The sequence below is a fragment of the Pseudomonas sp. EA_105y_Pfl2_R69 genome, from assembly GCF_963970915.1.
Taxonomy (GTDB): Bacteria; Pseudomonadota; Gammaproteobacteria; order Pseudomonadales; family Pseudomonadaceae; genus Aquipseudomonas.
Window position 1 is genome coordinate 24,845 of record NZ_CAXAOO010000008.1, and the last position, 23,953, is coordinate 48,797.

A 23,953-nucleotide genomic window follows, 5' to 3' on the forward strand; every position below is an offset into this window, starting at 1 on the left:
TTTAGAAATTTCTGAACTAAGTTTTTGCCTGCAGCGATTTGTCGCAGGCGCAGTCTGTCCAACAATTCGGCCCAACGACTCCTATAACCACAACAATGCTGAGGCCTAGCCGTGGACAAGATCCTGCACCAACCCCTGGGCGGCAACGAGATGCCGCGCTTCGGTGGCATCGCCACCATGATGCGCCTGCCACATATCCAGAAGCCCGAAGAGAAACGTGAACTGGATGTCGGCTTCGTCGGCGTACCGTTGGATATCGGCACCTCGCTGCGCTCCGGCACCCGCTTCGGCCCGCGCGAGATCCGCGCCCAGTCGGTGATGATCCGCCCCTACAACATGGCTACCGGCGCGGCACCCTTCGACTCGCTGAATATCGCCGATATCGGCGATGTACCGATCAATACCTTCAATATGGCCGAGGCCATCCGCATCATCGAAGAGGCCTACGACGAGATTCTCGAGTACGGCATCCTGCCCCTGACCCTGGGCGGCGATCACACCATCACCCTGCCGATTCTCCGTGCGATCAAGAAGAAGCACGGCAAAGTCGGCCTGGTGCATATCGACGCCCACGCGGATGTGAATGACCATATGTTCGGCGAGAAGATCGCCCACGGCACCACCTTCCGCCGCGCGGTGGAGGAAGACCTGCTCGATTGCGACCGCGTGGTGCAGATCGGCCTGCGCGCCCAGGGCTACACCGCCGAGGACTTCAACTGGAGCCGCAAGCAGGGCTTTCGCGTGGTGCAGGCCGAGGAGTGCTGGCACCAGTCGCTGGCCCCGCTGATGGAAGAAGTGCGCGCCAAGGTCGGCGGCGGCCCGGTGTATTTGTCCTTCGATATCGACGGCATCGACCCGGCCTGGGCACCGGGCACCGGCACCCCGGAAATCGGCGGCCTGACCACCATCCAGGCGATCGAGATCATTCGCGGTTGCCAGGGCCTGGACCTGGTCGGCGGCGATCTGGTCGAGGTCTCGCCGCCCTACGACACCACCGGCAACACCTCGCTGCTGGGGGCCAACCTGCTCTACGAAATGCTCTGCGTGCTGCCGGGTGTTCAGCGACGCTGAAGACGCCTGACTTCTGACTACTAACAGGCCATTGAAAAACGTTGGCGAGGCAGCCAGCGCAAGGCAAAAACAGGCGCTACGCAGCGCAGCGGAGTAACAGCCGCAGGCTGGCCCGCAGGGCGAACGTAGTGAGTCAAAAGCGGAGTTTACTAGCTGTAAATGAGCATTTTGAGCCTGTTTTTAACGCCGCGATGGCAACGCAGGTAGTTTTTCAACAGCCTGCCAACCGGGCACCTTGTGCGGTGCCCGTGCACTACAAAAATAAATAGGGTGCCATGATGAACTCCGAACAAAGCATGCCGCTGCTGGACGACCAGCCGCCCGTTCAAAACTCCTTCAACCTGCGCCAGCTGCTGATCTTTCTGATCCCCTCGCTGCTCGGCGTGCTGCTGTTTCTCACCCCGATCGTCTACGACGGCAAGGTCACCATCGGCCTCGGCGTGATGGCCGACGCCCTGAAAACCGGGCTTGCGGCCTGGCTGCCAGCTATCGCCACCGGCCTGCTGCTGTTCTCCGCCGCCCTTGGCCTGTTCGCCAGCCTGCTCAAGCCCAAGTGGCTTACCGAGCGTCATACGCTGAACGAGATGTTCAATCTGAGCCCGCTGTGGCTTGGCCTGCGCGTACTCGGCGCAGTGTTCGCCGCCATGACCTTCTGGCAGTTCGGCCCGGAATGGGTGTGGAACGCCAACACCGGCGGCGTGGTGCTGAAAGACCTGGCCCCGGTGCTGATCACCTTCTTCCTGGTGGCCGGTTTGATCCTGCCGCTGCTCACCGATTTCGGCCTGATGGAGTTCTGCGGCACCCTGGTGCGCAACGTGTTCCGCAAGGTCTTCGGCCTGCCGGGCCGCTCGGCCATCGACGCCATCGCCAGCTGGCTCGGCTCCGGCACCGTCGGCGTGCTGATCACCGCCCAGCAGTACCAGAAGGGCTTCTACAGCGCCCGCGAAGCGGCGGTAATCGCCACCAACTTCTCGGTCGCCTCGATTGCCTTCAGCCTGCTGATCACCAGCTTTATGAAGCTCGACCACCTGTTCGTGCCCTTCTACCTCACCGTGGTGGTGGCGGGCCTGGCGGCGGCGATCATCACCCCGCGTATCCCACCGCTGTCGTGGAAAAAGGACGAGTACGTCGCCGGCGTCGGCAAGCAGATCAAGGAAGACGTACCCGCCGGCACCTCACTGCTGCGCTGGGGCGTGCTGCAGGCGGTAAAACGCGCCAACGCCAACCCCTCGCCGGCGCAGATGGTCAAGGTCGGCGTGCATAACGTGGTGGATATCTGGCTCGGCCTGTTGCCGCTGGTGATGGCCATCGGCACGGTGTCCCTGGCGATTGCCGAGTACACGCCGATCTTCAACTGGCTGTCCGCGCCGATCGTGCCGTTGCTGGAGCTGCTGCAACTGCCGGAAGCCGCCAAGGCCGCGCCGGCCTTGCTGGTGGGCTTTGCCGATATGTTCCTGCCGGCGGTACTGGGCAAGGGTATCGAGAGCGAACTGACCCGCTTCGTGGTGGCCTGCGTGTCGCTGACCCAGCTGATCTACATGTCCGAAGTCGGCGTGCTGATCATCAAGGCCAAGCTGCCGCTGAACATCCTCGAACTGTTCGCCATCTTTATCATCCGCACCCTGATCACCTTGCCGATCATCGCGCTGATGGCGCACTTGATCGTCGGCTAAGACGCGGCGCAAACCCAGATCGTAGGAGCGGGCATGACCCGCTTCTACGACGACAGCACAGGATTAGATGACATGACCACCTGCGGCGAATTTCTCGTCAAACAACTCGAAGCCTGGGGCGTCGACAGCGTCTTCGGCATTCCCGGTGTGCACACCGTCGAGCTGTACCGCGGCCTGCCCGCCAGCAAGATCCGCCATATCACCCCACGCCATGAACAGGGTGCCGGCTTTATGGCCGACGGCTATGCCCGCGTAGCCGGCAAGCCGGGCGTCTGTTTCATCATCACCGGCCCCGGGATGACCAATATCCTCACCGCCATGGGCCAGGCCTACGCCGACTCGATTCCCATGCTGGTGATCTCCAGCGTCAACGAGCGCGAGCGCCTGGGCCTCGGCAAGGGCTATCTGCATGAGCTGCCCAACCAGCGAGCGATGACCGCCGGGGTGACGGCATTCAGCCATACCCTGATGAGCGTCGAGGAGCTGCCGAGCGTACTGGCCCGCGCCTTCGCCGTATTCGAAGGCGAGCGGCCGCGGCCGGTGCATATCGAGCTGCCGCTGGACATCATCACCGCCGATGCCACACACATGCAGCTGGCCGCCAAACCGAGCATCCAGCGCCCTGCGCCCAACCGCGCGCTGATCCGCGAAGCGGCGGCCATGCTGAAAAACGCCAAGCGCCCGCTGCTGCTGCTCGGCGGTGGTTGCGTCAGCGCGCAAGCCGAAGCTCGCGCCCTGGCCGTGGCCCTGGATGCGCCGACCGCGCAAACCATCAACGCCAAGGGCCTGCTGCCGCCGGGCCATCCGCTGCTGCTGGGCAGCAACCAGTCGCTGGTGCCGGTGCGCGAGCTGGCGTTGGCCGCCGATGTGGTGCTGGCGATCGGCACCGAGCTGGGCGAAACCGACTACGACGTGGTATTCGACGGCAACTTCAAGCTGGGTGGCGCGCTGATCCGCATCGATATCGACGCCCAGCAGCTGCAGCGCAACTTCGCCCCGACCCTGGCGATACAAGGTGATGCGCGCCTGGCCATGCGCATGCTGCTGGCCGAATTCAACCCCGGCGAACAACGTGACAACAGCCTCGGGGCGATGCGCACCGCCGCCGTGCAGGCGCAATTGGCCGAGGATTTCAGCGGCTGGGCGCACTACCGCCAGCTGTTCGACACCGTGCTGGAGGCTTTGCCCGAGGCGCGCTTCGTCGGCGACTCGACCCAGACCGTGTACAGCGGCAACCACCTGGTGGAGTTGGACGGTGCGCGGCGCTGGTTCAACTCCTCCACCGGCTACGGCACCCTGGGCTACGGCCTGCCGGCGGCCATCGGGGCCAAGCTGGCCGAGCCCTCGCGCCCGGTGATCAGCCTGATGGGCGATGGCGGCATCCAGTTCAGCCTGCCCGAGCTGGCCAGTGCGGTGGAAGCCGGGGTCGGCATCATCGTGCTGCTGTGGAACAACGCCGGCTACGGCGAGATCAAGCGCTATATGGAAAGGCGTGAAATCACCCCGATTGGCGTGGATATCTATACCCCGGATCTGCTGGCCATCGCTCGGGGCTTTGGCTGCATGGCCGAACGCGCCCGCGATCACGCGCATTTGGCCGAGTTGCTGCGCACTGCGCCGAGCGACCGCCCGCTGATTATCGAAGTGCTGGAACAAGCGCCTTTCCATCCCTGAACGGGTCGTTGGCACCACACCACCCATCACTGCAGAGGTCTTCATGCTCAGTAACGCTAGCCCAGCCGCACTTACCCCCGCGCAGCACGACGACCAGCAGGCTGTACTGCAGGCCGCCGCGGCGCTGGTCGCGGCCTTCGCCAGCAACGACAGCGCGGCATATTTCGCCGCGTTCAGCGAGGACGCCAGTTTTGTCTTCCACAGCTGTGCCACGGTACTGACTGACCTCGACGCTTATCGCCAGCTCTGGAGTACTTGGCAGGCCGATGGCTTTGCCGTGCTTGCCTGCACCTCCAGCAAGCCCCTGCTGACCCTGCAAGGTGACTGCGCGATCTTCGTCCATGAGGTCAGCACCCGGCTGCGTATCGCCGGCAGCGAACTGCACAGTGAGGAGCGCGAAACCATCGTCTTCCGTCGCCAACCCGGCAGCCGCCGCTGGCTGGCCTGCCACGAACACCTGTCGCTGCTGCCCACTGGCTAAGACCGACGCGCACAGCCGTTCAAACTTGCCGTAACTGCCACGCACCGCACCAACTGAACCGATAAGCACAACAATCAGGGGAGTCACCAGCGTGTTCAAGAACCTAGCCCAATACTTCGGTCAGGACGGCCTTGCGCCCACCTCCAGCGAACACCGCAGCCTCGGCCTCGGCGGCACCACCGCCCTGTGGCTGGGGGCCAACGTGGTGGTCACCACCATCCTCACCGGCATGTTGCTGGTGCCGGATCTGCCGTTTATCCAAGCTATGCTGATCGTGCTGCTCGGCTCCGCCATCGGCATCCTGCCGCTGGTGCTGGTGGGCCTGATGGGCCAGCGCTCGGGACTCACCACCATGGTGCTGGCGCGCGGCAGCTATGGCCCCCAGGGGGCGAAACTGCCGTCACTGGTCAACCTGCTGACCCTGCTGGCCTGGAGCTGGATTCAGGCGCTGCTGGCTGGCATGAGCCTGAACTACGCGGTCGAACATCTGACCGGCTACTCCAACCTGCCGCTGTTCACCATCCTCTGCGAAACCCTGGTGCTGCTGATCGCCCTGCGCGGCCACCTGGGCATCGAGCGGGTCGAACGCTGGGCCGCCATCGGCATGTTGCTGCTGGCCGGCGCGGTGTTCTATGTGATGGGGCAGAAGTTCGAGTTCGCCAGCCTGCTGAGCATGCCGGTGGAGCCGCGCAACGAGATCAGCCCCGGCATCGCCTTCGATATCGTTATCGCCACGGCGTTTTCCTGGATTCCCCTGGCCGCCGACTACAACCGCAACTGCCGCAGCCAGGGCGTGGCCGCGGTCGGCACCTGGGTCGGCTATGTCGCCGCCACTCTGCTGGCCATGGGCCTGGGTGCCACGGTATCTGGCTTCAGCGTGCTCACCGGCATGGAGCAGACCTACGACCCGGCGGTGCTGCTGGCCGGTTTCGGCTTCGGTCTGCCGGCGGCCATCGTGGTGTTCCTCTCGGTGATGACCACCAACGTGATGTGCGTGTACAGCGCCTCGCTGTCCTACCTGAATATCAGCCCCAAGACCCGCTTCTGGAAACCGGCGCTGTGCATCGGCGTGCTGTCGATCCTCGGCTCGCAGATCCCCGGCATCCTCGACAACTTCCAGACCTTCCTCTTGATCATCGGCAGCGTGTTTATCCCGGCCTTCGCCGTGCTGATCGCGGACTACTACCTGATCCATCGCGGCCACTACCACGTCGGCGATCTGCTCAGCGAGGACGGCGGACGCTATCGTTATGTCAGCGGCTTTAACCCCGCCGCCTTCGCCGCCTATGGCCTCGGGGCGCTGCTGGCCTACTACTGGGGCTGGGTCGAACCACTGGCCTTCGGAGCCTCCTTGCCAGTGTTTCTGATCACCGCCGCCAGCTACACCGTACTGCGCCGCTGGGTGCTGGTACCCAGGGCGCAACTGGCCTAGGTTGGATAAGTGTGGCGGGGTTAACCCGCCACAGCGTTGAGGGCCAGACATGAAAATCGTCACGCGCGACCAATGGTTCGAAGTCCGCCGCCTGGACGACGGCGTGCGCCTGATCCACGAGCCCTATGTGCGGCCCTTCTACCGCTGCAATATGTGGCATGTGCAGGGCCGCGAGCGCGACGCGCTGATCGACTCCGGCTCAGGGGTGGTGAGCCTGCGCGAGCAATTGCCCTGGCTCACCAACAAGCCCCTGCTGGCGGTGGCCAGCCATACCCATTTCGACCATATCGCCGGCCACCATGAGTTCGCCGAACGCCTGGTGCACCCGGCCGAAGCCGAGATCCTCGCCGCGCCTGACGGGGCCAACACCCTGGCCACGGCCTTCGTCGGCGATGCGATGTTCGAAGCCCATCCCGATTGTCCGCTGTGCTACGCCGAGTACCGCGTGCGCGCCGCGCCGGCCAGCCGCCTGATCGAGGAGGGCGACGTGCTCGACCTGGGCGACCGGGTGCTGCAGGTGCTGCACACCCCCGGCCATTCGCCGGGCGGCATCAGCCTGTGGGAAGCGGCGACGCAGACGCTGTTTTCCGGCGACATCCTCTACGACGGCCCGCTGATCGAGGACGCCTACCACGCCAACCTGGACGACTACGCCCGCAGCCTGGCGCGCCTGCGTACGCTTCCGGTGCGCGTGGTCCACGGCGGCCACTTCCCGAGCTTCTCCGGCGAACGCATGCGCGAGCTGATCGACGCCTGGTTTGCCGACCACCCGCATTTACAACCATAAACCCCACCCCCTTACTTCCTCCGAAGCTGCTCAAGGTGATGCATGACCGCACAACTGTTTATCGATGGCACCTGGCAAGCCGCCAGCTGCGCCACCCGCCTAGCGGTGTTCAACCCCAGCAACGGCGAGCAGATCGCCAGCGTCGCCTGCGCCTCGGAAGCCGATGTCGAGCTGGCGGTACAGGCCGCGCGACGCGCCCTGCCGGCCTGGAGCCTGCGCCCGGCCAGCGAGCGCGCCGACTACCTGCGCGCCTTCGCGACAGAGATCGAGGCGCGCGGCCCAGAGCTGATCGAGTTGCAGATGCGCAATAGCGGCAAGCCGCGGCATGAGGCCGAGCTGGATATCAGCGACGCCATCGCCACCTTCGCCTATTACGCCGACCTGGCCGACGGCCTGGACGCCCGGCAGAACGCCGCCGTGGCCCTGCCGGACGACAGCTACCAATCCTTCACCCGCCTGGAACCGCTCGGCGTGGTCGGCCTGATCGTGCCGTGGAACTTCCCCCTGGTGACCAGCGCCTGGAAGCTCGCCCCGGCCCTGGCGGCGGGTTGCTGCGTGCTGCTCAAGCCGTCCGAACTGACCCCGCTGATCGAGCTGCAACTGGGCGAGATCGCCAGCGCCATCGGCCTGCCGGCGGGGGTGTTCAACCTGCTGCCCGGCGATGCCGCCACCGGCGCGGCGCTGGTCGGGCATCCGCAGCTCGCCAAGTTGTCCTTTACCGGCAGCAATGCGGTGGGGCGCAAGGTCATGCAGGCCGCCAGCGCCCGCACAATGCCGGTGGCCCTGGAGCTGGGCGGCAAGTCGCCGATCCTGGTGTTCGCCGACAGCGACCTGGACCAGGCAGTGCAATGGATCATCGCCGGCATCTGCTGGAACGCCGGGCAGATGTGCTCGGCCACCTCGCGCCTGCTGGTCGAAGACAGCATCGGCGACGCCCTGCTGGACAAGCTGACCAGCGCCCTCGATGCGCTCAAGGTCAGCGACCCACTGAGCGAAGGCTGCGAGATGGGCCCCATGACTAGCCAGGCGCAGCTGCACAAGGTGCTGGAGTATTTCGCCATCGCCGAACAGGAAGGCCTGCACTGCCTGAGCGGCGCGCGGCAACTGCCGGGACCGGGCTGGTTCGTCGCCCCCACGCTGTACGCCGATGTGCCGGAAGACAGCCGCCTATGGCGCGAGGAAATCTTCGGCCCGGTGCTATGCAGCCGGCGCTTCAGCGATGAGGCGGATGCTATTCAGCAGGCCAACGACTGCGACTTCGCCCTGGCCGCCACCGTGGTCAGCGCCGAGCGCAACCGCGCCCTGCGCGTGGCCGCGGCGCTGGAGGCCGGGCATGTGTGGATCAACTCGGTGCAGGTGATCTACCCGCACACCTCCTGGGGTGGCGGCAAGGCCAGCGGCATCGGTCGCGAGCTGGGGCCCTGGGGGTTGGCCGCCTTTCAGCAGGTCAAACATATCACCCTGCCCGGCGCGGACAGCTAATCCAGCAGCAACGCCCGCCAGGCGGCGAAATATTGCGCCATGGCGGGCGACAGGCGCAGGCCTGACTCATTACCATGCGGGCTCTGCTTGGCCGCCATGGAAGCTTCGGCGCGATGAATCACTATGACCTGCTATTGATCGGTGCCGGCCACGCGCACCTCGGCGTGCTGCGTCGCTGGGCCCTGCTGGAGCGTCCGCCGGGACGCATTGGCCTGCTCAGTGCGGGGCCGGCGGCCTGGTATTCGGGGATGCTCCCGGGCCTGCTGGCCGGACGCTATGCCGCGGCCGATTGCCAGGTGGAACTGACGGCGCTGTGTCGGGCGGCCAAGGTCGAGTTGCTGGTCAACCCGGTGGCCGGGCTGTCCGCCGCCCAGCAGCAGGTGCAGCTGGCCGATGGGCGAACCCTGGGGGCCAGCTGGCTATCGCTAAATGTCGGCGCGCAAGTTTCTGCACCACCGCAACAGGGCGACGCCATGCAGGTGCTGGCGGTCAAACCCTTCGCCGAATTTCTCGCGGGCTGGCAGCAGTGGCAGGCAGAGCCGCAGCCCCTGGCGATTCTCGGCGGCGGCGCGGCGGGGGTCGAGCTGGCCCTGGCCATCGCCGGCCAGGTGCCGCGGCTGGCGCTGTTCTGCGCCGGCCATCTGCTCGACGGTCTGTCCGCCGGCGTGCGCCTGCGCGCCCTCGGCCACCTGCGCCAGCGCGGCGTATGGGTGCGCGAGGATTGCCCGATCAGCCGGATCAAACATGACTGCCTGCTCAGCGGTGAGGAGCCGGTCTGGCGCGGCCAGCGGCTGTTGCTGGCCAGCGGTGCCAAGGCCTTTGCCTGGCCGGCGCACGGCGGCCTGGGCTGCGACGAGCAAGGCTTCGTACTGATCGCGCCGACCCTGCAGAGCTACACCCACCCGACGATTTTCGCCGTGGGCGACTGCGCCAGCCTGCCCGGCGCGCGCAAGAGCGGGGTGTACTCGGTACGCCAGGCCCCGGTGCTGGCGGCCAACCTCAACGCCGCCCTGCGCGGTCTGCCGCTGCAACGCTACCGCCCGCAACGGCAGAGCCTGGCCCTGCTGGCCACCGGCGACGGCGGGGCGCTGCTGGACTGGCATGGCTACAGTGCCGGCGGGCGCTTTTACGGGCGCTGGAAAGACTACCTGGACCGCGGTTTTATCCAGCGCCACCGCCTTTACGGCTAGGCCCTGTGCTACCAAAGTGCCATGGCCTTACGCCGCCAGAGATGATCGAATCAGTATCCTCGTGAATGCTGGCCGTCAGGAGTCGCTCCCACTATGGTCTACAGATTCGCTGACAACGGCCGATCAATTGCGCAAGCACAGCGCGCCCCCGGCGTGCTGCACCCGACACCCGGCCGCCTGCACGGCTACGCGCAGGCGTCTGTTCCCGGCGATAACGGGATCGGCATAAGAATAACGAGGTGGGTTATGCGCTCTGCGTTTATTAGCTACCCCAAGACCTGCGTACTGCATGCTCTGGGCCTGGCCGGGCTGATGGCGCTCTACCAGCAGACCCAGATGCCGCTGTACCTGAGCATTCCCGCCTTGCTGTTGCTGGCGCTGTGGCCCTGGCTCGGGCCCTGGCAACGCAAGGACAACGGCCTGGCGCAGGCCGCCGAAGAGGGCGGGCAGTTCAACGACCTGAGCCGCACGCTGTCCCGCCACACCTGCCACAACGCCCTGTCGGCCGCCCAGGTCTCCCATGCGGTGCAGCAACTGGCCGGCAAGCTGCAATCGCAGCTGGGCGCGGTCGAGCAGATCAACCAGGCCGCCGAGGCCATCACCCAGACCGAACAGGACAACGCCCGCCGCGCCGAGCAGACCCTGAGTGCGGCGCAATCGGTGCGCCAGAGCAGCGCCAGCGGTCAGGGTGAGCTGCGCCAGGCCATCACCGCCATGCAGCAACTCAGTGCCCAGACCGCCGCCAGCCGCCAGTTGATCGACGGCCTGAGCAGCCGCACCGAACAGATCGAGAAGGTCACCCAGGTGATCCAGTCGATTGCCAGCCAGACCAACCTGCTGGCCCTCAATGCCGCCATCGAAGCGGCCCGTGCCGGCGAGATGGGCCGCGGCTTCGCGGTGGTCGCCGACGAGGTGCGCAACCTCGCCGGACGCACCAGCAGCGCCACCGAGGAGGTCGGCCAGATGGTCGCCGATATCCGTCAGCAGAGCCTGGCGGTGGTCACCCATATTCAGCAGCAGGCCGACCAGCTGGACCAGGCCGCGCAGCAGATCGCCCACACCGGCGAGCAGCTGGAAGGCATCGCCGCCCTGGCCGTGGACGTCGAACAGCAGGTCGATCAGATCAACCACGGCACCGCGGAAAACCATCAGCGCCTGGCCGAGCTATCGGTGGCGGTCAGCCAGTTGCGCGGCGACGTGTGCGACAGCGAAGGCCAGACTCGCCAACTCAGCCGCGCCGCCGAACAGCTGGTGGGGCAGGCGGAAACCGTCAGCGAGCAGCTCGCCGCCGTCGGCCTGGACGACTACCACCAGCGCATCTACGATCTGGCCCGCAGCGGTGCGGCGCAGATCGCCGCGCAGTTCGAGGCGGATATCCAGGCCGGACGCATCAGCGCCAACGACCTGTTCGATCGGCATTACCAGCCGATCGCCAATAGCTTCCCGGCCAAGTTCAAGACCCGCTTCGACAGCTACGCCGATCAAGTGCTGCCGAGCATTCAGGAGCCTCTGCTGAGCCAGCACGAAGGCCTGGTATTCGCCATCGCCTGCACCGCCGAAGGCTATGTGCCAACCCACAACAAGGCCTTCAACCACGCCCCCACTGGCGACCGCGCCGTGGACACCCTGAAAAGCCGCAGCAAGCGCCTGTTCAACGACCGCACCGGCATCCGCTGCGGCAGCCACCAGCAACCGCTGCTGCTGCAGACCTATATGCGTGACACCGGTGAGCTGATGCACGACCTGTCGGTGCCGATCATGGTCCAGGGCCGCCATTGGGGCGGCTTGCGCCTGGGTTACAAACCGGAGCCTTGAGGCTCGCGGGTTAGTCGGCCGCCATCAAACGCTTGTACACCCGCGTGCGGCGCGCCGCCTTGAGTTGTTCCAGCAGCAGCGCGCGCAGCGGCGACACCCTGGCATGGGTGGGCTTGCCGCGACTGAGCTGGCGCAACTGGAACTTCACCGCCGCCATATAGGCCAGCGAAGCAAACGCCTTGTTCTTCCAGCGAATCGGCGGCAGCTCGGCACGCGCCTCGCGCTGCCCGGCCTGCCACTGCTTGGGCAGCGCCGGGTCGATTGCCAGGGCCGTGGCAATCCCGGCCATGGCCACGCCGCTGGCCAGCACCTGCTCGACCACCGGCAAGCGCCGGATACCACCGGTGACCATCACCGGCATGCTGGCCACGGCGGCGATCTCGCCGGCAAATTCGAGGAAGTAGGCCTCACGCGCCAGGGTGCGCCCGTCGCGAGCATCGCCCTGCATGGCCGGGGCTTCGTAGCTGCCGCCAGACAGTTCGACCAGGTCGACATCCAGCTCATTGAGCAGCTGCACCACGCGCTTGGCGTCGGCCGCATCGAAGCCGCCACGCTGGAAATCCGCCGAGTTGAGTTTGACCGCCACGCAGAAACCCGGAGCCACTACGCTGCGCACCGCCTTGACCACCTCCAGCAGCAGACGCGCGCGGTTCTCCAGTGCACCGCCCCAGCTATCGGTGCGCTTGTTGCTGATGGGCGAGAGAAACTGGCCAAGCAGGTAGCCATGCGCGGCGTGGATCTGCACCCCGTTGAAACCGGCCTGCTCGGCCAGTAGCGCGGTGTGCGCGAAACGCTGGATCAGCCCGTGGATTTCCGCCTCATCCAGCGCCCTGGGCAGCGGGAACAGCTTCGACAGGCCGCCCAGCTCCAGGCCCACGGCCGAGGGCGCGACGGTCTGCTGGCCGAGGTTGGCCTGCATCTGCCGACCGGGGTGGTTGAGCTGCATCCAGATCTGCGCCCCCTGGGCACGGCCGATGCGCGCCCACTGGCGAAACTTGTCCAGTTGCCGTTCATCCTCCAGCACCACGCCGCCGGGGCCGGTCATGGCACGGCGGTCGACCATCACGTTGCCGGTCAGCAGCAACCCGGCACCGCCCTCGGCCCAGGCCTGATACAGGCGCAGCAGTTCGGCAGACGGGCCCTGGCTGGCATCGGCCAGATTCTCTTCCATCGCCGCCTTGGCAATACGATTGGGGATGACGCTGCCGTTGGGCAGTTGCAGGGCTTCAAATGCGCTCATGAGGAACTCCGGGGATGGTCAATGCAGCAAGCCTAAGGTTAAAGTCAGCTTTAAGGTCAATAGCCCGGAGTCACGAGCATGAGAATTGGAGAGCTGGCCACCCGCAGCGGTTTAGCTGCCTCACGCATTCGCTTTTATGAGGCCAGTGGCCTGATCAGCGCGCAACGCCAGGCCAACGGCTACCGCAGCTACCCGGAGCAAGCCGTACAGACCCTGGGCATCATCAGCTGCGCGCAGCAGGCCGGCTTCAGCCTGGAGGAAATCCGCCGCCTGCTGCCCGACGTCCACTCCGATGGCTGGGCCCATGACGAAATGCTCGGCAGCCTGCAGCGCAAGATCGGCGAGATCGAGGCCATGCAGCAGCGCCTGGCGCAGAACAAGGCGCAGTTGCTGGAAATTATCGCCACCATCGAGAGTAAACCCGAGGGCATGGCTTGCAGTGAAAACGCTGGACGGGTGCTGGCCAATCTACGCGGCGCGCAATTCGGCCAGTAAGCCGCGGCGATGGCCCCTGCCTGTCGTCTGCTGGCTGCGGGCCTATACTCAAGGCATCAGGGGAATAATTTGGGCACTCCGTTGGAGTAGGGGCTGACAACCGCGCAGGCGCGCCATCTGCAGGTTGCCGTGGGTGTGCAGATGGCGTGTGCACTGCTCCGGTGGAGGCCTGTCATGGCAAGTCTGCGCAACCTGCTGTTCGTCCTATTGCTGACGCTGGGTGGCTGCGCCTCCGACCCGCCGGTGCAGATTGCAGCGAGCACCTGGCAGCGGGTCGACAACGATATCGCCGCGGCCGCGCAAACCGCCAGAAGCCAGGCCAGCGAACACGCCCTGGCGGCCATGGACCGCTGGATGGACCTGGTCTACCGGCAGACCGACGACGAATTTATCCCCTGGTTTTCCAGCTACTGGACCCAGCAATGGCTGAGTATCAAGGTGTCCTGGTACAAGCTCAGCGCCGGCGGCGAAAAGGACCCCACCGTCAGCCGCCTGGCCCTCTACCTGCAGGAACAGTATCAGGACCGCGTGCTGCAGCCGGTGGCCGAAGACACCGACCCCGAGCAGATTCTGCACAGCACCACCGCGTTCTATGTGCGCCAGCTCGACCAGCGCCTGCCGGCCATTGCCCGCCGCCACGGCGTGCCGGACGAACAGTTCGAGCAGCGCCTCAAGGCCATCAAGGCCATCGACCAGGCACCCGGTGCCTCGCTCTACCAGGTGCTGCACGCCAAGCCGCTGGCCGAGCTGCCGGCCTACAAGGCCCTGCTCCTGCATATCCGCAGCGAACCCAGAGGGGTCGGCAACTGGTCGGACGACCCAGGCATGTCCCTGGTGGCACAGCGCACCAGCGCCAGGCTGGTCGATGACCTCACCACCAGCGGTGCCGCCAGCCTGGTATCGGCGGCGGTCGGTAGCACCGCCGGCATGGGCATTTCCCTCGGCGTGGCGCTGTTTACCGCCATCTCGCGGGCCAACGAGCGGCCGGAAACCGAGGCGCAGTTGCGCACAAACCTCAACGCCGCCTTCGACGAGGAATGGCTGCAACTGATGCGCCGCACTGATCGCGGCGTGTTGGCCGGCATCCATCACCTATCCGGGCAGATCGAGGGCAGCCTGAGCGTTCCGCTGCGCTATCAGCCCGCGCACTAGCAGACCATTGTTTAGCCAGTGCATAACTGAATATGTAAAAAATACGATTTAACCACCGCTCACCGCCGTGCGAGTCTGCTGGCCCATGAGTGAACCCATCGCCGATCTAGCGCCTTTACCCCTCTGGCACCTGCCCCAGGCTGCAGGCGGCTGCGACATCGCGCGAGCCAACCCGCTGCTGCCTGCAACTCTCGCCTTCTGGGCCCTGTGGCATTGCCGCCACGCGCGCCCGCCGGATGTCCCGCGCACACGCCACTGATCGCCCCGCAGCCAGCAACCCTGGCTGCCGACCCTGTGCCCGATTCGGGCCCAGCACCCGCCAGTCGTACCCAGGAACCGCCTTATGAACGCCGTGCTAACCCCTACTACATCCCCCGTAACGCCCGCCGCCGAACGCTGCCCGTCCTACTACAGCGCCAGCCTCAACGAGGAAACCGACTACCCGACCCTGCAAGGTGAGGTCAGTGTCGATGTAGTGATCATCGGCGGCGGTTTTACCGGGGTGGCCAGCGCCGTGGAGCTGGCCGAGCGCGGGCTCAAGGTGGCGATTGTCGAGGCCAACAAGATCGGTTGGGGTGCCACCGGGCGCAATGGCGGCCAGGTCACCGGCAGCCTGTCGGGCGATGCGGCCATGAGCAAGCAGATGCGCAACACCCTCGGCGAGGAAGTCGAAGACTTTATCTGGCACCTGCGCTGGCGCGGCCACGACATCATCAAAAAACGCGTGGAAAAATACGGGATCCAGTGCGACCTCAAGCACGGCCACCTGCATGCGGCGATGAAGCCCGCGCATATGCAGGAACTGGAAGCCACCTACGCCGAAGCGGTGCGCCGCGGCATGGCGGGTGACGTGACCCTGCTCGACCGCGACGGCGTGCGCAGCCACCTGGCCAGCGACCTGTACAACGGCGCGTTGAAAAACACCCGCAATATGCACCTGCACCCGCTCAACCTGTGCATCGGTGAAGCCAAAGCCGCTGCCAGCCTGGGCGCGCTGATTTTCGAGCACTCCGAAGTACTGGAGATTGTCCACGGCGACAAGCCGGCAGTGGTTACTGCCCAAGGCCGGATCAACGCCAAGCAGGTGCTGCTGGCCGGCGACGTGTACCACAAGCTGGAGCCGAAAAAGCTCAAGGGCATGATCTTCCCGGCCATGGGCGGCATCGTCACCACCGCGCCGCTGGGTGAGCTGGCCAAGGAAATCAATCCGCAGGACCTGGCCGTATACGACTGCCGCTTCGTCCTCGATTACTACCGCCTGACCGCCGACGGCCGCCTGCTGTTCGGCGGCGGCTGCAACTACTCGGGGCGCGATTCGCGGGATATCGCCGCCGAGCTGCGCCCAGGCATCGAGCAGACCTTCCCGCAGCTCAAGGGGGTGGCCATCGATTTCCAGTGGAGCTGCGCCATGGGCATCGTGATCAACCGCATCCCGCAGCTGGGCAAGCTCTCGGACAACGTCTGGTACTGCCAGGGCTACTCAGGGCACGGCATCGCCACCACCCATATCATGGGCGAAATCATGGCCAATGCCCTGACCGGCACGATGGGCCACTACGACACCTTCGCGTCTTGCTCACAGATCAAGGTGCCGCTCGGTGACCTGTTCGGCAACCCGATGCTGGCCGCCGGCATGTGGTACTACCAGATGCTGGAAAAGCTGCGCTAGACGTATTCGTCACTGGGCGGAGGCGGCCTGGCGCAGGCGCGGCAGGTCGAGAATCTCGATCTCGCCATAGGTCAGGCGCAGGATGCCCCGGCCTTCCAGCTCCTTGAGGATCTGGTTGGTGGTCTGCCGGGAGATCGCCAGCATCAGCGCCAGCTGCTCCTGGGGCAGATGCAGGACCCGGCGCGGTTCGCCTTCGCCGTAGTTTTCGGCAATCAGCAGCAGCCGTCGGGCCAGGCGCGGGGCGGCGGGCAGCAGGCTCATTTCTTCCAGGGCGATAAACGCCAGGCGCAGTTTCTGGCTCATCAGCAGGGCGAAGTCGCGCCAGTACTGCGGTTGCTCTTCGAGCAGCGCCAGCAGGCGCGCCTGGGGTACCAGCAGCAGGGTGCTGGCACCTTCGGCGAAGGCATCGTGGGTGCGCGGCTGGCCGTCGAACAGGGAAATCTCGCCGAACCAGTAGGGTGGCTCGACCAGGGTCAGCAGCGCCTCCTTGCCGGTGGCACTGACCGCGCCGATACGCATGCCGCCCTCGACCACCGCATACAGGCCGCAGGGCTTGTCGCCACGGCGAAACAGCACCTGACCCGCCGCCAGCTGCTGCACCTGGGCGGCGTCCAGCAGCGCCTCCTGCAAGGCCGCGGGCAGGGCATTGAACCAATGCCCCTGACGCAGGCGCGCCTGATAGCTGTGGGCTGCGTTCATCGGCGGCTCTCGCTTTGTCGGCTAGCTGACAGAGCGGCGCGCGCGTGCGGGTTCATGCTGGACACCTGTTCTGCGTGAGGAAAAACAATAATGAAAACCCTGGTCGACCATCTGGCTCAATACGCGGCGTATCACCGCGACCAACGCAATATTCTCAGCCACTTTATCGGTATTCCACTGATCGTTGTGGCGGTGGCCGTGCTGCTTTCGCGTCCAGGCATGGAGTTGCTCGGCCTGTGGCTGTCCCCGGCCCTGCTGGTGGCGCTGGCGGCGGGGGCCTTCTACCTGCGCCTGGACCTGCGCTTCGGCCTGCTGATGGCGCTGCTGCTGGTGCTCAGCCTGTGGGCCGCGACGGGCCTGGCCGTGCAGTCGACGGCGGTGTGGTTGAGCAGCGGCATCGGCCTGTTCGTGATCGGCTGGATCATCCAGTTTGTCGGTCATTACTACGAAGGGCGCAAACCGGCCTTTGTCGATGACGTCATGGGCCTGGTCATCGGCCCACTGTTCGTCGCCGCCGAAGCGGCCTTCCTGCTGGGCCTGCGCAAGGAGGTCGAACAGGCCATCGTCCAGCGCGCCGGGCCGACCTGTATTCGCGAGAAGAAAACCACGGCCTGATCGCTTCCCGCCTACAACATATTCACGATCTTGCGAGCTAGAGACCTGCAAGGCGCTACGTTAGTAACGCAGCAGGGCCGACGCGCAGCAGATCGTAAATGGGTTAGCAGGCCGTTGAAAAAACGTAGGCGAGGCAGGCAAGACAAGGCAAAAACGGCCGAGGAAGCGGAGTTTACTGGCTGTAAATGAGCATTACTCGTTTCACTCGCCCCTTCGGGGTCGCGCTGAAGCGCGTTAGCCACAAGTGGCTTTCCGAGCCTGTTTTACTCGCGTTGCTCGCCCTTCGGGCCAGCCTGCGGCTGTTACTCCCGTTGGTCGTTGTAACGCAGCAGGGCCGACGCGCAGCAGATCGTAGGGGGCCTAGTACATCGCCATCCATTGCTCGGTAAAGGAGCGGGTATGGCGATACACGGTGATGGGCGCGAAGGGGCGGCCGGAGGCGCTTTGCAGGGCGCTGCTCTGGCTGTTCAGGTCGTTGAGCGCGGCCTTGAGGTATTCCCAGCGGGTCTTCAGCTTGCCCACCCCGGCATTGCTCTTCGGGTCGAGGGCCGCCAGCTGGCTGTCCACGGCGGGCACCAGTTTGCGTTCGTCCTGGCCGAGGTAGGTATCGGTCTGCTCGCGGGCGATCTCGAAGTTGCCGAAGTAGGCGCGGCTGAGGTACTGCACCGATAGGTATTCGAGCTTGGCGGCCAGCTCGCTATCCTCGGCGGCTGCCAGCTTGCGCGTTTCATCCAGCACCCCGAGCAGGGCCTTGCTCAGCTCCTCCGGGTAGCGCCAGGGCATATCCTCTTCGCCCGGGCCGAAGGACACGCCACGGCGAATCTGCACCACCAGCTCCTGATGGGCACTGCGCAGGGCGTCGGAGCCTTGCGGCAGACGTTGCACGGCGGCCGCCAGGGCCTGCAGGTCGAACTCGAGCGCCTCCTGGTGTTTCTTTTGGAAACCCTCGCCACGTAACAGCATCAGGCTGCTGGTTACCCGGCTGGCCTGCACCTGCACCTGTTCCTGGGGGCTGACGGCCTCGGCGTAGGCCAGTGGCGCAAGCCCGGCAAAGAGCCCTATGGACCAGATAAACAGATTGCGAAACAACGACTTAAGATGCATTCCCGGGGTGCCCCTTATTATTTTTGTGAGCAGTGCTGATGGAGTCTCGGTCCATCTATAGCGCAAGCCTAGGGTACTACGCCAGCCTCCCCGTGAAAGTAGCCTTAAGAGTGATTTCCGCCTGAGGCTTGCCGCTGCTCCACCCTAGGTCTGCCGCGGCGGATTTCAGCGCGAGCCAGACACATCTGCAGGAGGCTCGCCCAACTCGGCCTGCAACCAGCTGACGAAGGCCTGGGTCAGGCGTTGCCGGCGCTTGCGTTCGGGCAGCACCAGGTAATAGCCGAATTCGGAGTGGGCGACCTCGCTGCCCAGGCGACAGAGCAGCCGCTGCGTCAGCAGTTCGTCGACCAGGTGCCGCCAGCCGATCGCCACGCCCTGACCGGCAATCGCCGCCTGGATCAGCAGGGTGTAGTTGTCGAAGCGCAGGCTGCCCGGGCTGGGTGTTTCGGCGAGGCCGAAGGCACGGAACAGGCCAGCCCAGTCGTACCAGCGCGAGCGGTTTTCCGGACGCAGGTGCAGCAGCGGCAGGCCGGCCAATGCCGCTGTAGGCAAGGGCAGCGCCTGACCCTCGAGCAGCCCGGGGCTGCACACCGGAAACACCTCTTCGCGAAACAGCAGCTGCGCTTCGGCATGCTTGAAACGGCCATCGCCAAAGTTGATCGCCACGTCGATTTCCGCCGGCAGCGCACCGTGGTCGCGCTCGCTGGTGATCAGGCTGACATCCACCTCGGGGTACAGCTGGTGAAAGCGTTGCAGACGCGGCATCAGCCAGTAGGCGGCGAAGGCGAAGTCGGTGGCCACCTGCAGCACCTCGTGCTGTTGCTGCGCGGTGACCGCCGCCAGGCCGGCGTCCAGGCTGTGCAGGCCGTCCTGCACATAGCGCAACAGCAACTCGCCGGCCTCGGTGAGGGCGATGCCGCGGTAAACCCGGTCGAACAGGCGGGTCGCCAGCTGTTGCTCCAGTCGCTTGATCTGCTGACTGATGGCCGGCTGGCTGCTGCCCAGCTCGCGCGCGGCTGCGGTAAAGCTCAGCTGGCGGGCCGCGGCTTCGAACACCCGCAAGGTGTCCAGGGACAATCCGTCAATGCGTTCAAACATAAGCTTTGGTTATCCGAGTCATGTATTCGTTACGGGTTTACCGCTCCGATACTTGGCCTGATGATCATTGCAGCACTTTCGCATAATTTTTCTATATGGAATACCGACTGCCATGAAACGTCCCAACATCCTCTTTATCATGGCCGACCAGATGGCCGCGCCGATTCTGCCGCTGCACGACGCCGCCTCGCCGGTGCAGATGCCCAACCTGATGCGCCTGGCCGCCAAGGCGGTGGTGTTCGACTCGGCCTACTGCAACAGCCCGCTGTGCGCGCCGTCGCGCTTCACCCTGGTCAGCGGCCGGCTGCCGTCGAAGATCGGGGCCTATGACAACGCCGCCGACTTTCCCGCCGACGTGCCGACCTACGCCCACTACCTGCGCCGCCTCGGCTACCGCACCGCGCTGTCGGGCAAGATGCATTTCTGCGGCCCGGACCAGTTGCACGGCTATGAGGAGCGCCTGACCAGCGACATCTATCCGGCCGACTACGGCTGGGCGGTCAACTGGGACGAGCCCGAAGTGCGCGCCAGCTGGTACCACAACATGTCCTCGGTGCTGCAGGCCGGGCCCTGCGTGCGCAGCAACCAGCTGGATTTCGACGAGGAGGTGGTGTTCAAGGCTCGCCAGTACCTCTACGACCATGTGCGCATGACCCCGGAGCAGCCGTTCTGCCTGACCGTGTCGATGACCCACCCACACGACCCCTATACCATCCCGGCCGAATACTGGGACCGCTACGAGGGCGTGGAGATCCCGATGCCGCGCCAGCACATCGAGCAGGATGAGCAGGACCCGCACGCGCAGCGCCTGCTCAAGGTCATCGACCTGTGGGACAAGCCGCTGCCCGAGGCCAAGGTCCGCGACGCGCGCCGTGCCTACTTCGGGGCCTGCAGCTATATCGACGACAATATCGGCAAGCTGCTGAAAACCCTGGAGGAATGCGGCCTGAGCGAGGACACCATCATTGTCTTCTCCGGCGACCACGGCGACATGCTCGGCGAGCGCGGCCTCTGGTACAAGATGCACTGGTTCGAGATGGCCGCCCGGGTGCCGCTGCTGGTGCATGCACCCAAGCAGTTCGCCGCGCACCGGGTCAGCCAGTCGGTGTCGACCATGGACCTGCTGCCGACCCTGGTGGAGCTGGCCGGCGGCCAGGTCGAACCCGGCCTGGCGCTCGACGGCCATTCGCTGCTGAACCATCTGCAGGGCGACGGCGGGCATGACCAGGTGCTCGGCGAGTATATGGCCGAGGGCAGCACCAGCCCGCTGATGATGATCCGCCGCGGCGAGTGGAAGTTCGTCTACTCCGAGCAGGACCCGCTGCTGCTGTTCAACCTGCGCCAGGATCCGCAGGAACGGGAAAACCTGGCCGACTCGGCCGAGCACCAGGGCGTGCTCGGCGAACTGCTCGCCGAAGCGCGGGCACGCTGGGACATGCCGGCGATCCACGCCGCCACCCTGGCCAGCCAGCGTCGCCGCCGCCTGGTCGCCGAGGCCCTGAGCCTGGGCAAGCTGAGCAGCTGGGATCACCAGCCCTGGGTCGACGCCAGCCAGCAGTACATGCGCAACCATATCGACCTCGACGACCTCGAACGTCGCGCCCGTTACCCGCAGGTTTGCAACACCGCCTCCCACGACTAAGCAGAACAACAGGAGAAACGCCATGAACAGATTCAGCGTGCTACTACTCGCCGCGGCGCTGGCCAGCGCCGCTAACGCGCAGGCCGAAGATGCGGCCTGCGCCACGGTCAAGCTGGGCGATCCGGGCTGGAGCGATATCGCCGTAACCAATGGCATCGCCAGCTTCCTGCTCGAAGGCCTGGGCTACAAGGTGCAGACCCAGATCCTGGCGGTGCCGATCATCTTCGCCGGGCTGCAGAAGGGCCAGGTCGATGCGTTTCTCGGCAACTGGATGCCGGCGCAGCAGAGCAACTACGACAAGTTCGTCGCCAGCGGCGAAGTCGACCAGCTGGTGGAAAACCTCGGCGGCACCGAATACACCCTGGCGGTACCGGCCTACGTGTATGAGGCTGGGGTAAAGACCTTCGCCGACCTCGACGCGCATGCCGACCAGTTCGAACGCAAACTCTACGGCATCGCCTCCGGCGCGCCGGCCAACGAGTCGATCAAGCAGATGATCGCCGCCGACGAGTTCGGCCTGGGCGACTGGCGGCTGGTGGAGTCCAGCGAGCAGGCCATGCTGGTGCAGGTGGGCCGGGCGGTGAAGCGCGAGCAGTTCGTGGTTTTTCTCGGCTGGACCCCGCACCCGATGAACGTGCAATACGACATGCGCTACCTCAAGGGCGGCGAGCAGTATTTCGGCGCAAGTGGCCAGGTCAACACCCTGGCCCGCAAAGGCTATGCTGAGCAGTGCCCGAATGTCGGCAAGCTGCTGAGCAACCTGACCTTCACCCAGGAGATGGAGAACGCCATCATGGACCAGGTGCTGAGCAAGCAGGCGAGCAACGACGCGGCGGTCAAGGCCTGGCTAAAGGCCAACCCGGCGGTTGTCGCCACCTGGCTCGAGGGGGTCAGCAGCCGCACGGGGGGTGATGGCCTGGCCGCGGTCAACGGCAAGCTTTGAAGCGCCGGGCTTGAACCCCTAAAGTAGACGGGCCGCTGCACTGCAGCGGCGTAGTCCATCGCCAGCACAAGAAGCCGACTTATGCCGCTACCCCGCCTGCAGACCCTGTTGCCGTTTCTGCGCTGGCTGCCCAACTGCAGCAGACGCAGCCTCGGCCAGGATCTGCTGGTGGGCCTGAGCGGGGCCATCCTGGCCCTGCCGCAATCCATCGCCTACGCCCTGATCGCCGGCCTGCCGCCGGAATACGGCCTGTATGCGGCCATAGTGCCGGTGATCATCGCCAGCCTGTGGGGCTCCTCCTGGCACCTGATCTGCGGCCCGACCGCGGCCATCTCCATCGTCCTGTTCAGCAGCGTCAGCCCCATGGCGGCCCCGGGCAGCGACGACTTTATCGCCCTGATCCTGCTGCTGAGCTTTCTCGCCGGGCTGTTCCAGTGGCTGCTCGGCCTGCTGCGCTTCGGCGCGCTGGTGAACTTCGTCTCCCATTCGGTGGTGCTCGGCTTCACCCTCGGCGCGGCCCTGGTGATTGCCCTGGGGCAACTGCCCAACCTGCTCGGCATCAGCGTGGCGAGCCAGGCCACGGCCCTGGCGACCCTGCTGAATATCGGCGAACACTTGCTGGAAAGCGACTGGCGCAGCCTCGCGGTGGCGCTGTTCACCCTCACCGTGAGCCTGCTCAGCAGACGCCTGTGGCCGCGCTCGCCGGCCCTGCTGCTGGGCCTGGTCGCCGCCAGCCTGCTGGTGCTGGCCTGGCCCGCGCAGCTGGGGGCTATTGCCCTGGTCAGCAGCTTCGAGGGCCAGTTGCCGCCGTTCAACCTGCTGCGGTTCGAGCTGACCAGCGTCCTCCAGTTGCTGCCGGCGGCGGTGGCCTGCGGCATGCTCGGCCTGGTCACCAGCCTGTCGATCGCCCGCGCCCTGGCCAGCAGGTCGCAGCAGTTGCTCGACGCCAATCAGGAGGTGCGTGGCCAGGGCCTGTCGAACCTGATCGGCCCCTGGTTCGGCGGCTCGCTGTCGGCCGGATCCTTCACCCGTTCGGCGCTGAACCTGCAGGCCGGCGCGCACTCGCCCATGGCCGGGGTATTTTCCGCCCTGCTAGTAGCGCTGTTCGCCCTGTTCGGCAGCCGCCTGATCGCCCATGTGCCGCTGCCCAGCATGGCCGCGGGGATCCTGCTGATCTGCTGGGGGCTGGTGGATATCGCTGGCGTGCGGGCGTTGCTGCGGGTCAGCCGGGCGGAATTCGTGGTGATGCTGCTGACCCTGCTCGCCACCCTGCTGCTGGAGCTGCAGACGGCGATCTACGCCGGGGTCCTGGCGTCGCTGTTCTTCTACCTCAAGCGCACCTCGCAGCCGCGCATACGCTACTGGCAGGAGGACGACCAGGAGCTGCTGCGGATTGAAGGCTCGATCTTCTTCGGGGCCTGCCATTACCTGCAGCAGGTGATCCAGCGCAGCCGCGGCGAGCGGGTGATCATCGATGCCCAGCACATCAACTTTATCGATTACGCCGGGGTCGCCATGCTCCACCAGGAAGCCCGCCGCCTGCAGGTGCAGCAGCGCAGCCTGACCCTGCGCCGCGCGCGGGCGCATGTCATCGAAGAAATCCACAAGCTCGAAGGGGCCGAACACTGCCCCGTGCAGTTCGAGGACTAACCGAGCGCCTTTAACCCTCGCGCCTGCCCGAAGAGCGCCAG

20 protein-coding genes are annotated in these 23,953 nt (G+C 65.6%); 16 read left to right on the forward strand and 4 right to left on the reverse strand.

Translation table 11 applies throughout. The features are described from left to right. Positions 1-111 precede the first annotated feature (111 nt). The 9 genes from speB (at position 112) to AACY13_RS19405 (ending at position 11,605) form a co-directional block, all read left to right on the forward strand. The gene (gene speB / locus AACY13_RS19365; RefSeq protein ID WP_339463212.1) at positions 112-1,071 is read left to right on the forward strand and encodes an agmatinase; all 960 of its coding nucleotides are present in this window, start codon (positions 112-114) and stop codon (positions 1,069-1,071) included. Positions 1,072-1,349: 278 nt separating this feature from the next. After that, on the forward strand, positions 1,350-2,744 hold the full coding sequence (locus AACY13_RS19370; protein ID WP_339463213.1) for a YjiH family protein: 1,395 nt from the start codon (positions 1,350-1,352) through the stop codon (positions 2,742-2,744). Positions 2,745-2,816: 72 nt separating this feature from the next. After that, positions 2,817-4,418 carry a 5-guanidino-2-oxopentanoate decarboxylase gene (locus AACY13_RS19375; protein WP_339463395.1) on the forward strand — a complete coding sequence of 534 codons (1,602 nt, stop codon included), beginning with the start codon at positions 2,817-2,819 and terminating at the stop codon, positions 4,416-4,418. Between the two features lie 43 nt (positions 4,419-4,461). Next, entirely contained in the window at positions 4,462-4,899 is a 438-nt protein-coding gene (locus AACY13_RS19380) for a YybH family protein (RefSeq protein ID WP_339463214.1), read from the forward strand. Positions 4,900-4,990: 91 nt separating this feature from the next. Then, positions 4,991-6,331, forward strand: a complete 1,341-nt coding sequence (locus AACY13_RS19385; RefSeq protein WP_339463216.1) for a purine-cytosine permease family protein — start codon at positions 4,991-4,993, stop codon at positions 6,329-6,331. A 49-nt stretch (positions 6,332-6,380) separates the two neighbouring features. Then, complete coding sequence (locus AACY13_RS19390; RefSeq protein WP_339463217.1) at positions 6,381-7,118, forward strand: MBL fold metallo-hydrolase; 738 nt, start codon at positions 6,381-6,383, stop codon at positions 7,116-7,118. A 42-nt stretch (positions 7,119-7,160) separates the two neighbouring features. Next, positions 7,161-8,600 (forward strand): aldehyde dehydrogenase family protein, encoded by a 1,440-nt coding sequence (locus AACY13_RS19395; RefSeq protein WP_339463218.1) that lies wholly within the window; start codon positions 7,161-7,163, stop codon positions 8,598-8,600. A gap of 113 nt (positions 8,601-8,713) precedes the next feature. Continuing rightward, on the forward strand, positions 8,714-9,790 hold the full coding sequence (locus tag AACY13_RS19400) for an FAD-dependent oxidoreductase (protein ID WP_339463219.1): 1,077 nt from the start codon (positions 8,714-8,716) through the stop codon (positions 9,788-9,790). A gap of 336 nt (positions 9,791-10,126) precedes the next feature. Beyond that, positions 10,127-11,605: a methyl-accepting chemotaxis protein gene (locus AACY13_RS19405; RefSeq protein ID WP_445262599.1), complete on the forward strand. Its 1,479-nt coding sequence runs from the start codon at positions 10,127-10,129 to the stop codon at positions 11,603-11,605. Positions 11,606-11,615: 10 nt separating this feature from the next. Here the strand turns inward: AACY13_RS19405 and AACY13_RS19410 are convergent, their stop codons facing one another. Further along, entirely contained in the window at positions 11,616-12,845 is a 1,230-nt protein-coding gene (locus tag AACY13_RS19410; protein ID WP_339463220.1) for an NADH:flavin oxidoreductase/NADH oxidase family protein, read from the reverse strand. A 78-nt stretch (positions 12,846-12,923) separates the two neighbouring features. On the opposite strand from AACY13_RS19410, the gene AACY13_RS19415 reads away from it, so the two are divergent. The 3 genes from AACY13_RS19415 to AACY13_RS19425 all read left to right on the forward strand — a co-directional run bounded on the left by AACY13_RS19415 (position 12,924) and on the right by AACY13_RS19425 (position 16,161). Continuing rightward, positions 12,924-13,340 carry a MerR family transcriptional regulator gene (locus tag AACY13_RS19415; protein ID WP_339463221.1) on the forward strand — a complete coding sequence of 139 codons (417 nt, stop codon included), beginning with the start codon at positions 12,924-12,926 and terminating at the stop codon, positions 13,338-13,340. A gap of 174 nt (positions 13,341-13,514) precedes the next feature. After that, a complete protein-coding gene (locus tag AACY13_RS19420; RefSeq protein WP_339463222.1) occupies positions 13,515-14,492 on the forward strand; it encodes a hypothetical protein in 978 nt (325 codons plus the stop codon). Positions 14,493-14,835: 343 nt separating this feature from the next. Continuing rightward, positions 14,836-16,161, forward strand: coding sequence for an NAD(P)/FAD-dependent oxidoreductase (locus AACY13_RS19425; RefSeq protein WP_339463223.1), 1,326 nt, complete (start codon positions 14,836-14,838; stop codon positions 16,159-16,161). A 9-nt stretch (positions 16,162-16,170) separates the two neighbouring features. Here the strand turns inward: AACY13_RS19425 and AACY13_RS19430 are convergent, their stop codons facing one another. Next, positions 16,171-16,860, reverse strand: coding sequence for a Crp/Fnr family transcriptional regulator (locus AACY13_RS19430; RefSeq protein ID WP_339463224.1), 690 nt, complete (start codon positions 16,858-16,860; stop codon positions 16,171-16,173). A gap of 90 nt (positions 16,861-16,950) precedes the next feature. On the opposite strand from AACY13_RS19430, the gene AACY13_RS19435 reads away from it, so the two are divergent. Further along, positions 16,951-17,475, forward strand: coding sequence for an Mpo1 family 2-hydroxy fatty acid dioxygenase (locus AACY13_RS19435; RefSeq protein WP_339463225.1), 525 nt, complete (start codon positions 16,951-16,953; stop codon positions 17,473-17,475). A gap of 360 nt (positions 17,476-17,835) precedes the next feature. On the opposite strand, the gene AACY13_RS19440 is transcribed toward AACY13_RS19435, so the two are convergent. Both AACY13_RS19440 and AACY13_RS19445 read right to left on the reverse strand, forming a co-directional pair. Then, complete coding sequence (locus AACY13_RS19440) at positions 17,836-18,579, reverse strand: hypothetical protein (RefSeq protein ID WP_339463226.1); 744 nt, start codon at positions 18,577-18,579, stop codon at positions 17,836-17,838. Positions 18,580-18,744: 165 nt separating this feature from the next. Next, positions 18,745-19,677, reverse strand: coding sequence for a choline sulfate utilization transcriptional regulator (locus AACY13_RS19445; protein WP_339463227.1), 933 nt, complete (start codon positions 19,675-19,677; stop codon positions 18,745-18,747). A gap of 112 nt (positions 19,678-19,789) precedes the next feature. Here AACY13_RS19445 and betC point away from each other — a divergent pair, with 112 nt between their 5' ends. From betC to AACY13_RS19460, 3 genes are all read left to right on the forward strand, one after another. Beyond that, a complete protein-coding gene (betC, locus tag AACY13_RS19450; protein WP_339463228.1) occupies positions 19,790-21,319 on the forward strand; it encodes a choline-sulfatase in 1,530 nt (509 codons plus the stop codon). 22 nt (positions 21,320-21,341) lie between these two features. Continuing rightward, positions 21,342-22,262, forward strand: a complete 921-nt coding sequence (choX, locus tag AACY13_RS19455) for a choline ABC transporter substrate-binding protein (protein WP_339463229.1) — start codon at positions 21,342-21,344, stop codon at positions 22,260-22,262. An 81-nt stretch (positions 22,263-22,343) separates the two neighbouring features. Continuing rightward, positions 22,344-23,912: a SulP family inorganic anion transporter gene (locus AACY13_RS19460; protein ID WP_339463230.1), complete on the forward strand. Its 1,569-nt coding sequence runs from the start codon at positions 22,344-22,346 to the stop codon at positions 23,910-23,912. Positions 23,913-23,953: the final 41 nt, after the last annotated feature.

Coding starts and splice junctions, on each gene's coding strand:
- AACY13_RS19370 (WP_339463213.1), top strand. CDS start 1,350: ATGAACTCCGAACAAAGCATGCCGCTGCTGGACGACCAGCCGCCCGTT.
- AACY13_RS19375 (WP_339463395.1), top strand. CDS start 2,817: ATGACCACCTGCGGCGAATTTCTCGTCAAACAACTCGAAGCCTGGGGC.
- AACY13_RS19380 (WP_339463214.1), top strand. CDS start 4,462: ATGCTCAGTAACGCTAGCCCAGCCGCACTTACCCCCGCGCAGCACGAC.
- AACY13_RS19390 (WP_339463217.1), top strand. CDS start 6,381: ATGAAAATCGTCACGCGCGACCAATGGTTCGAAGTCCGCCGCCTGGAC.
- AACY13_RS19395 (WP_339463218.1), top strand. CDS start 7,161: ATGACCGCACAACTGTTTATCGATGGCACCTGGCAAGCCGCCAGCTGC.
- AACY13_RS19400 (WP_339463219.1), top strand. CDS start 8,714: ATGAATCACTATGACCTGCTATTGATCGGTGCCGGCCACGCGCACCTC.
- AACY13_RS19405 (WP_445262599.1), top strand. CDS start 10,127: ATGCCGCTGTACCTGAGCATTCCCGCCTTGCTGTTGCTGGCGCTGTGG.
- AACY13_RS19410 (WP_339463220.1), bottom strand. CDS start 12,845: ATGAGCGCATTTGAAGCCCTGCAACTGCCCAACGGCAGCGTCATCCCC.
- AACY13_RS19415 (WP_339463221.1), top strand. CDS start 12,924: ATGAGAATTGGAGAGCTGGCCACCCGCAGCGGTTTAGCTGCCTCACGC.
- AACY13_RS19420 (WP_339463222.1), top strand. CDS start 13,515: ATGGCAAGTCTGCGCAACCTGCTGTTCGTCCTATTGCTGACGCTGGGT.
- AACY13_RS19425 (WP_339463223.1), top strand. CDS start 14,836: ATGAACGCCGTGCTAACCCCTACTACATCCCCCGTAACGCCCGCCGCC.
- AACY13_RS19430 (WP_339463224.1), bottom strand. CDS start 16,860: ATGAACGCAGCCCACAGCTATCAGGCGCGCCTGCGTCAGGGGCATTGG.
- AACY13_RS19435 (WP_339463225.1), top strand. CDS start 16,951: ATGAAAACCCTGGTCGACCATCTGGCTCAATACGCGGCGTATCACCGC.
- AACY13_RS19440 (WP_339463226.1), bottom strand. CDS start 18,579: ATGCATCTTAAGTCGTTGTTTCGCAATCTGTTTATCTGGTCCATAGGG.
- AACY13_RS19445 (WP_339463227.1), bottom strand. CDS start 19,677: ATGTTTGAACGCATTGACGGATTGTCCCTGGACACCTTGCGGGTGTTC.
- betC (WP_339463228.1), top strand. CDS start 19,790: ATGAAACGTCCCAACATCCTCTTTATCATGGCCGACCAGATGGCCGCG.
- choX (WP_339463229.1), top strand. CDS start 21,342: ATGAACAGATTCAGCGTGCTACTACTCGCCGCGGCGCTGGCCAGCGCC.
- AACY13_RS19460 (WP_339463230.1), top strand. CDS start 22,344: ATGCCGCTACCCCGCCTGCAGACCCTGTTGCCGTTTCTGCGCTGGCTG.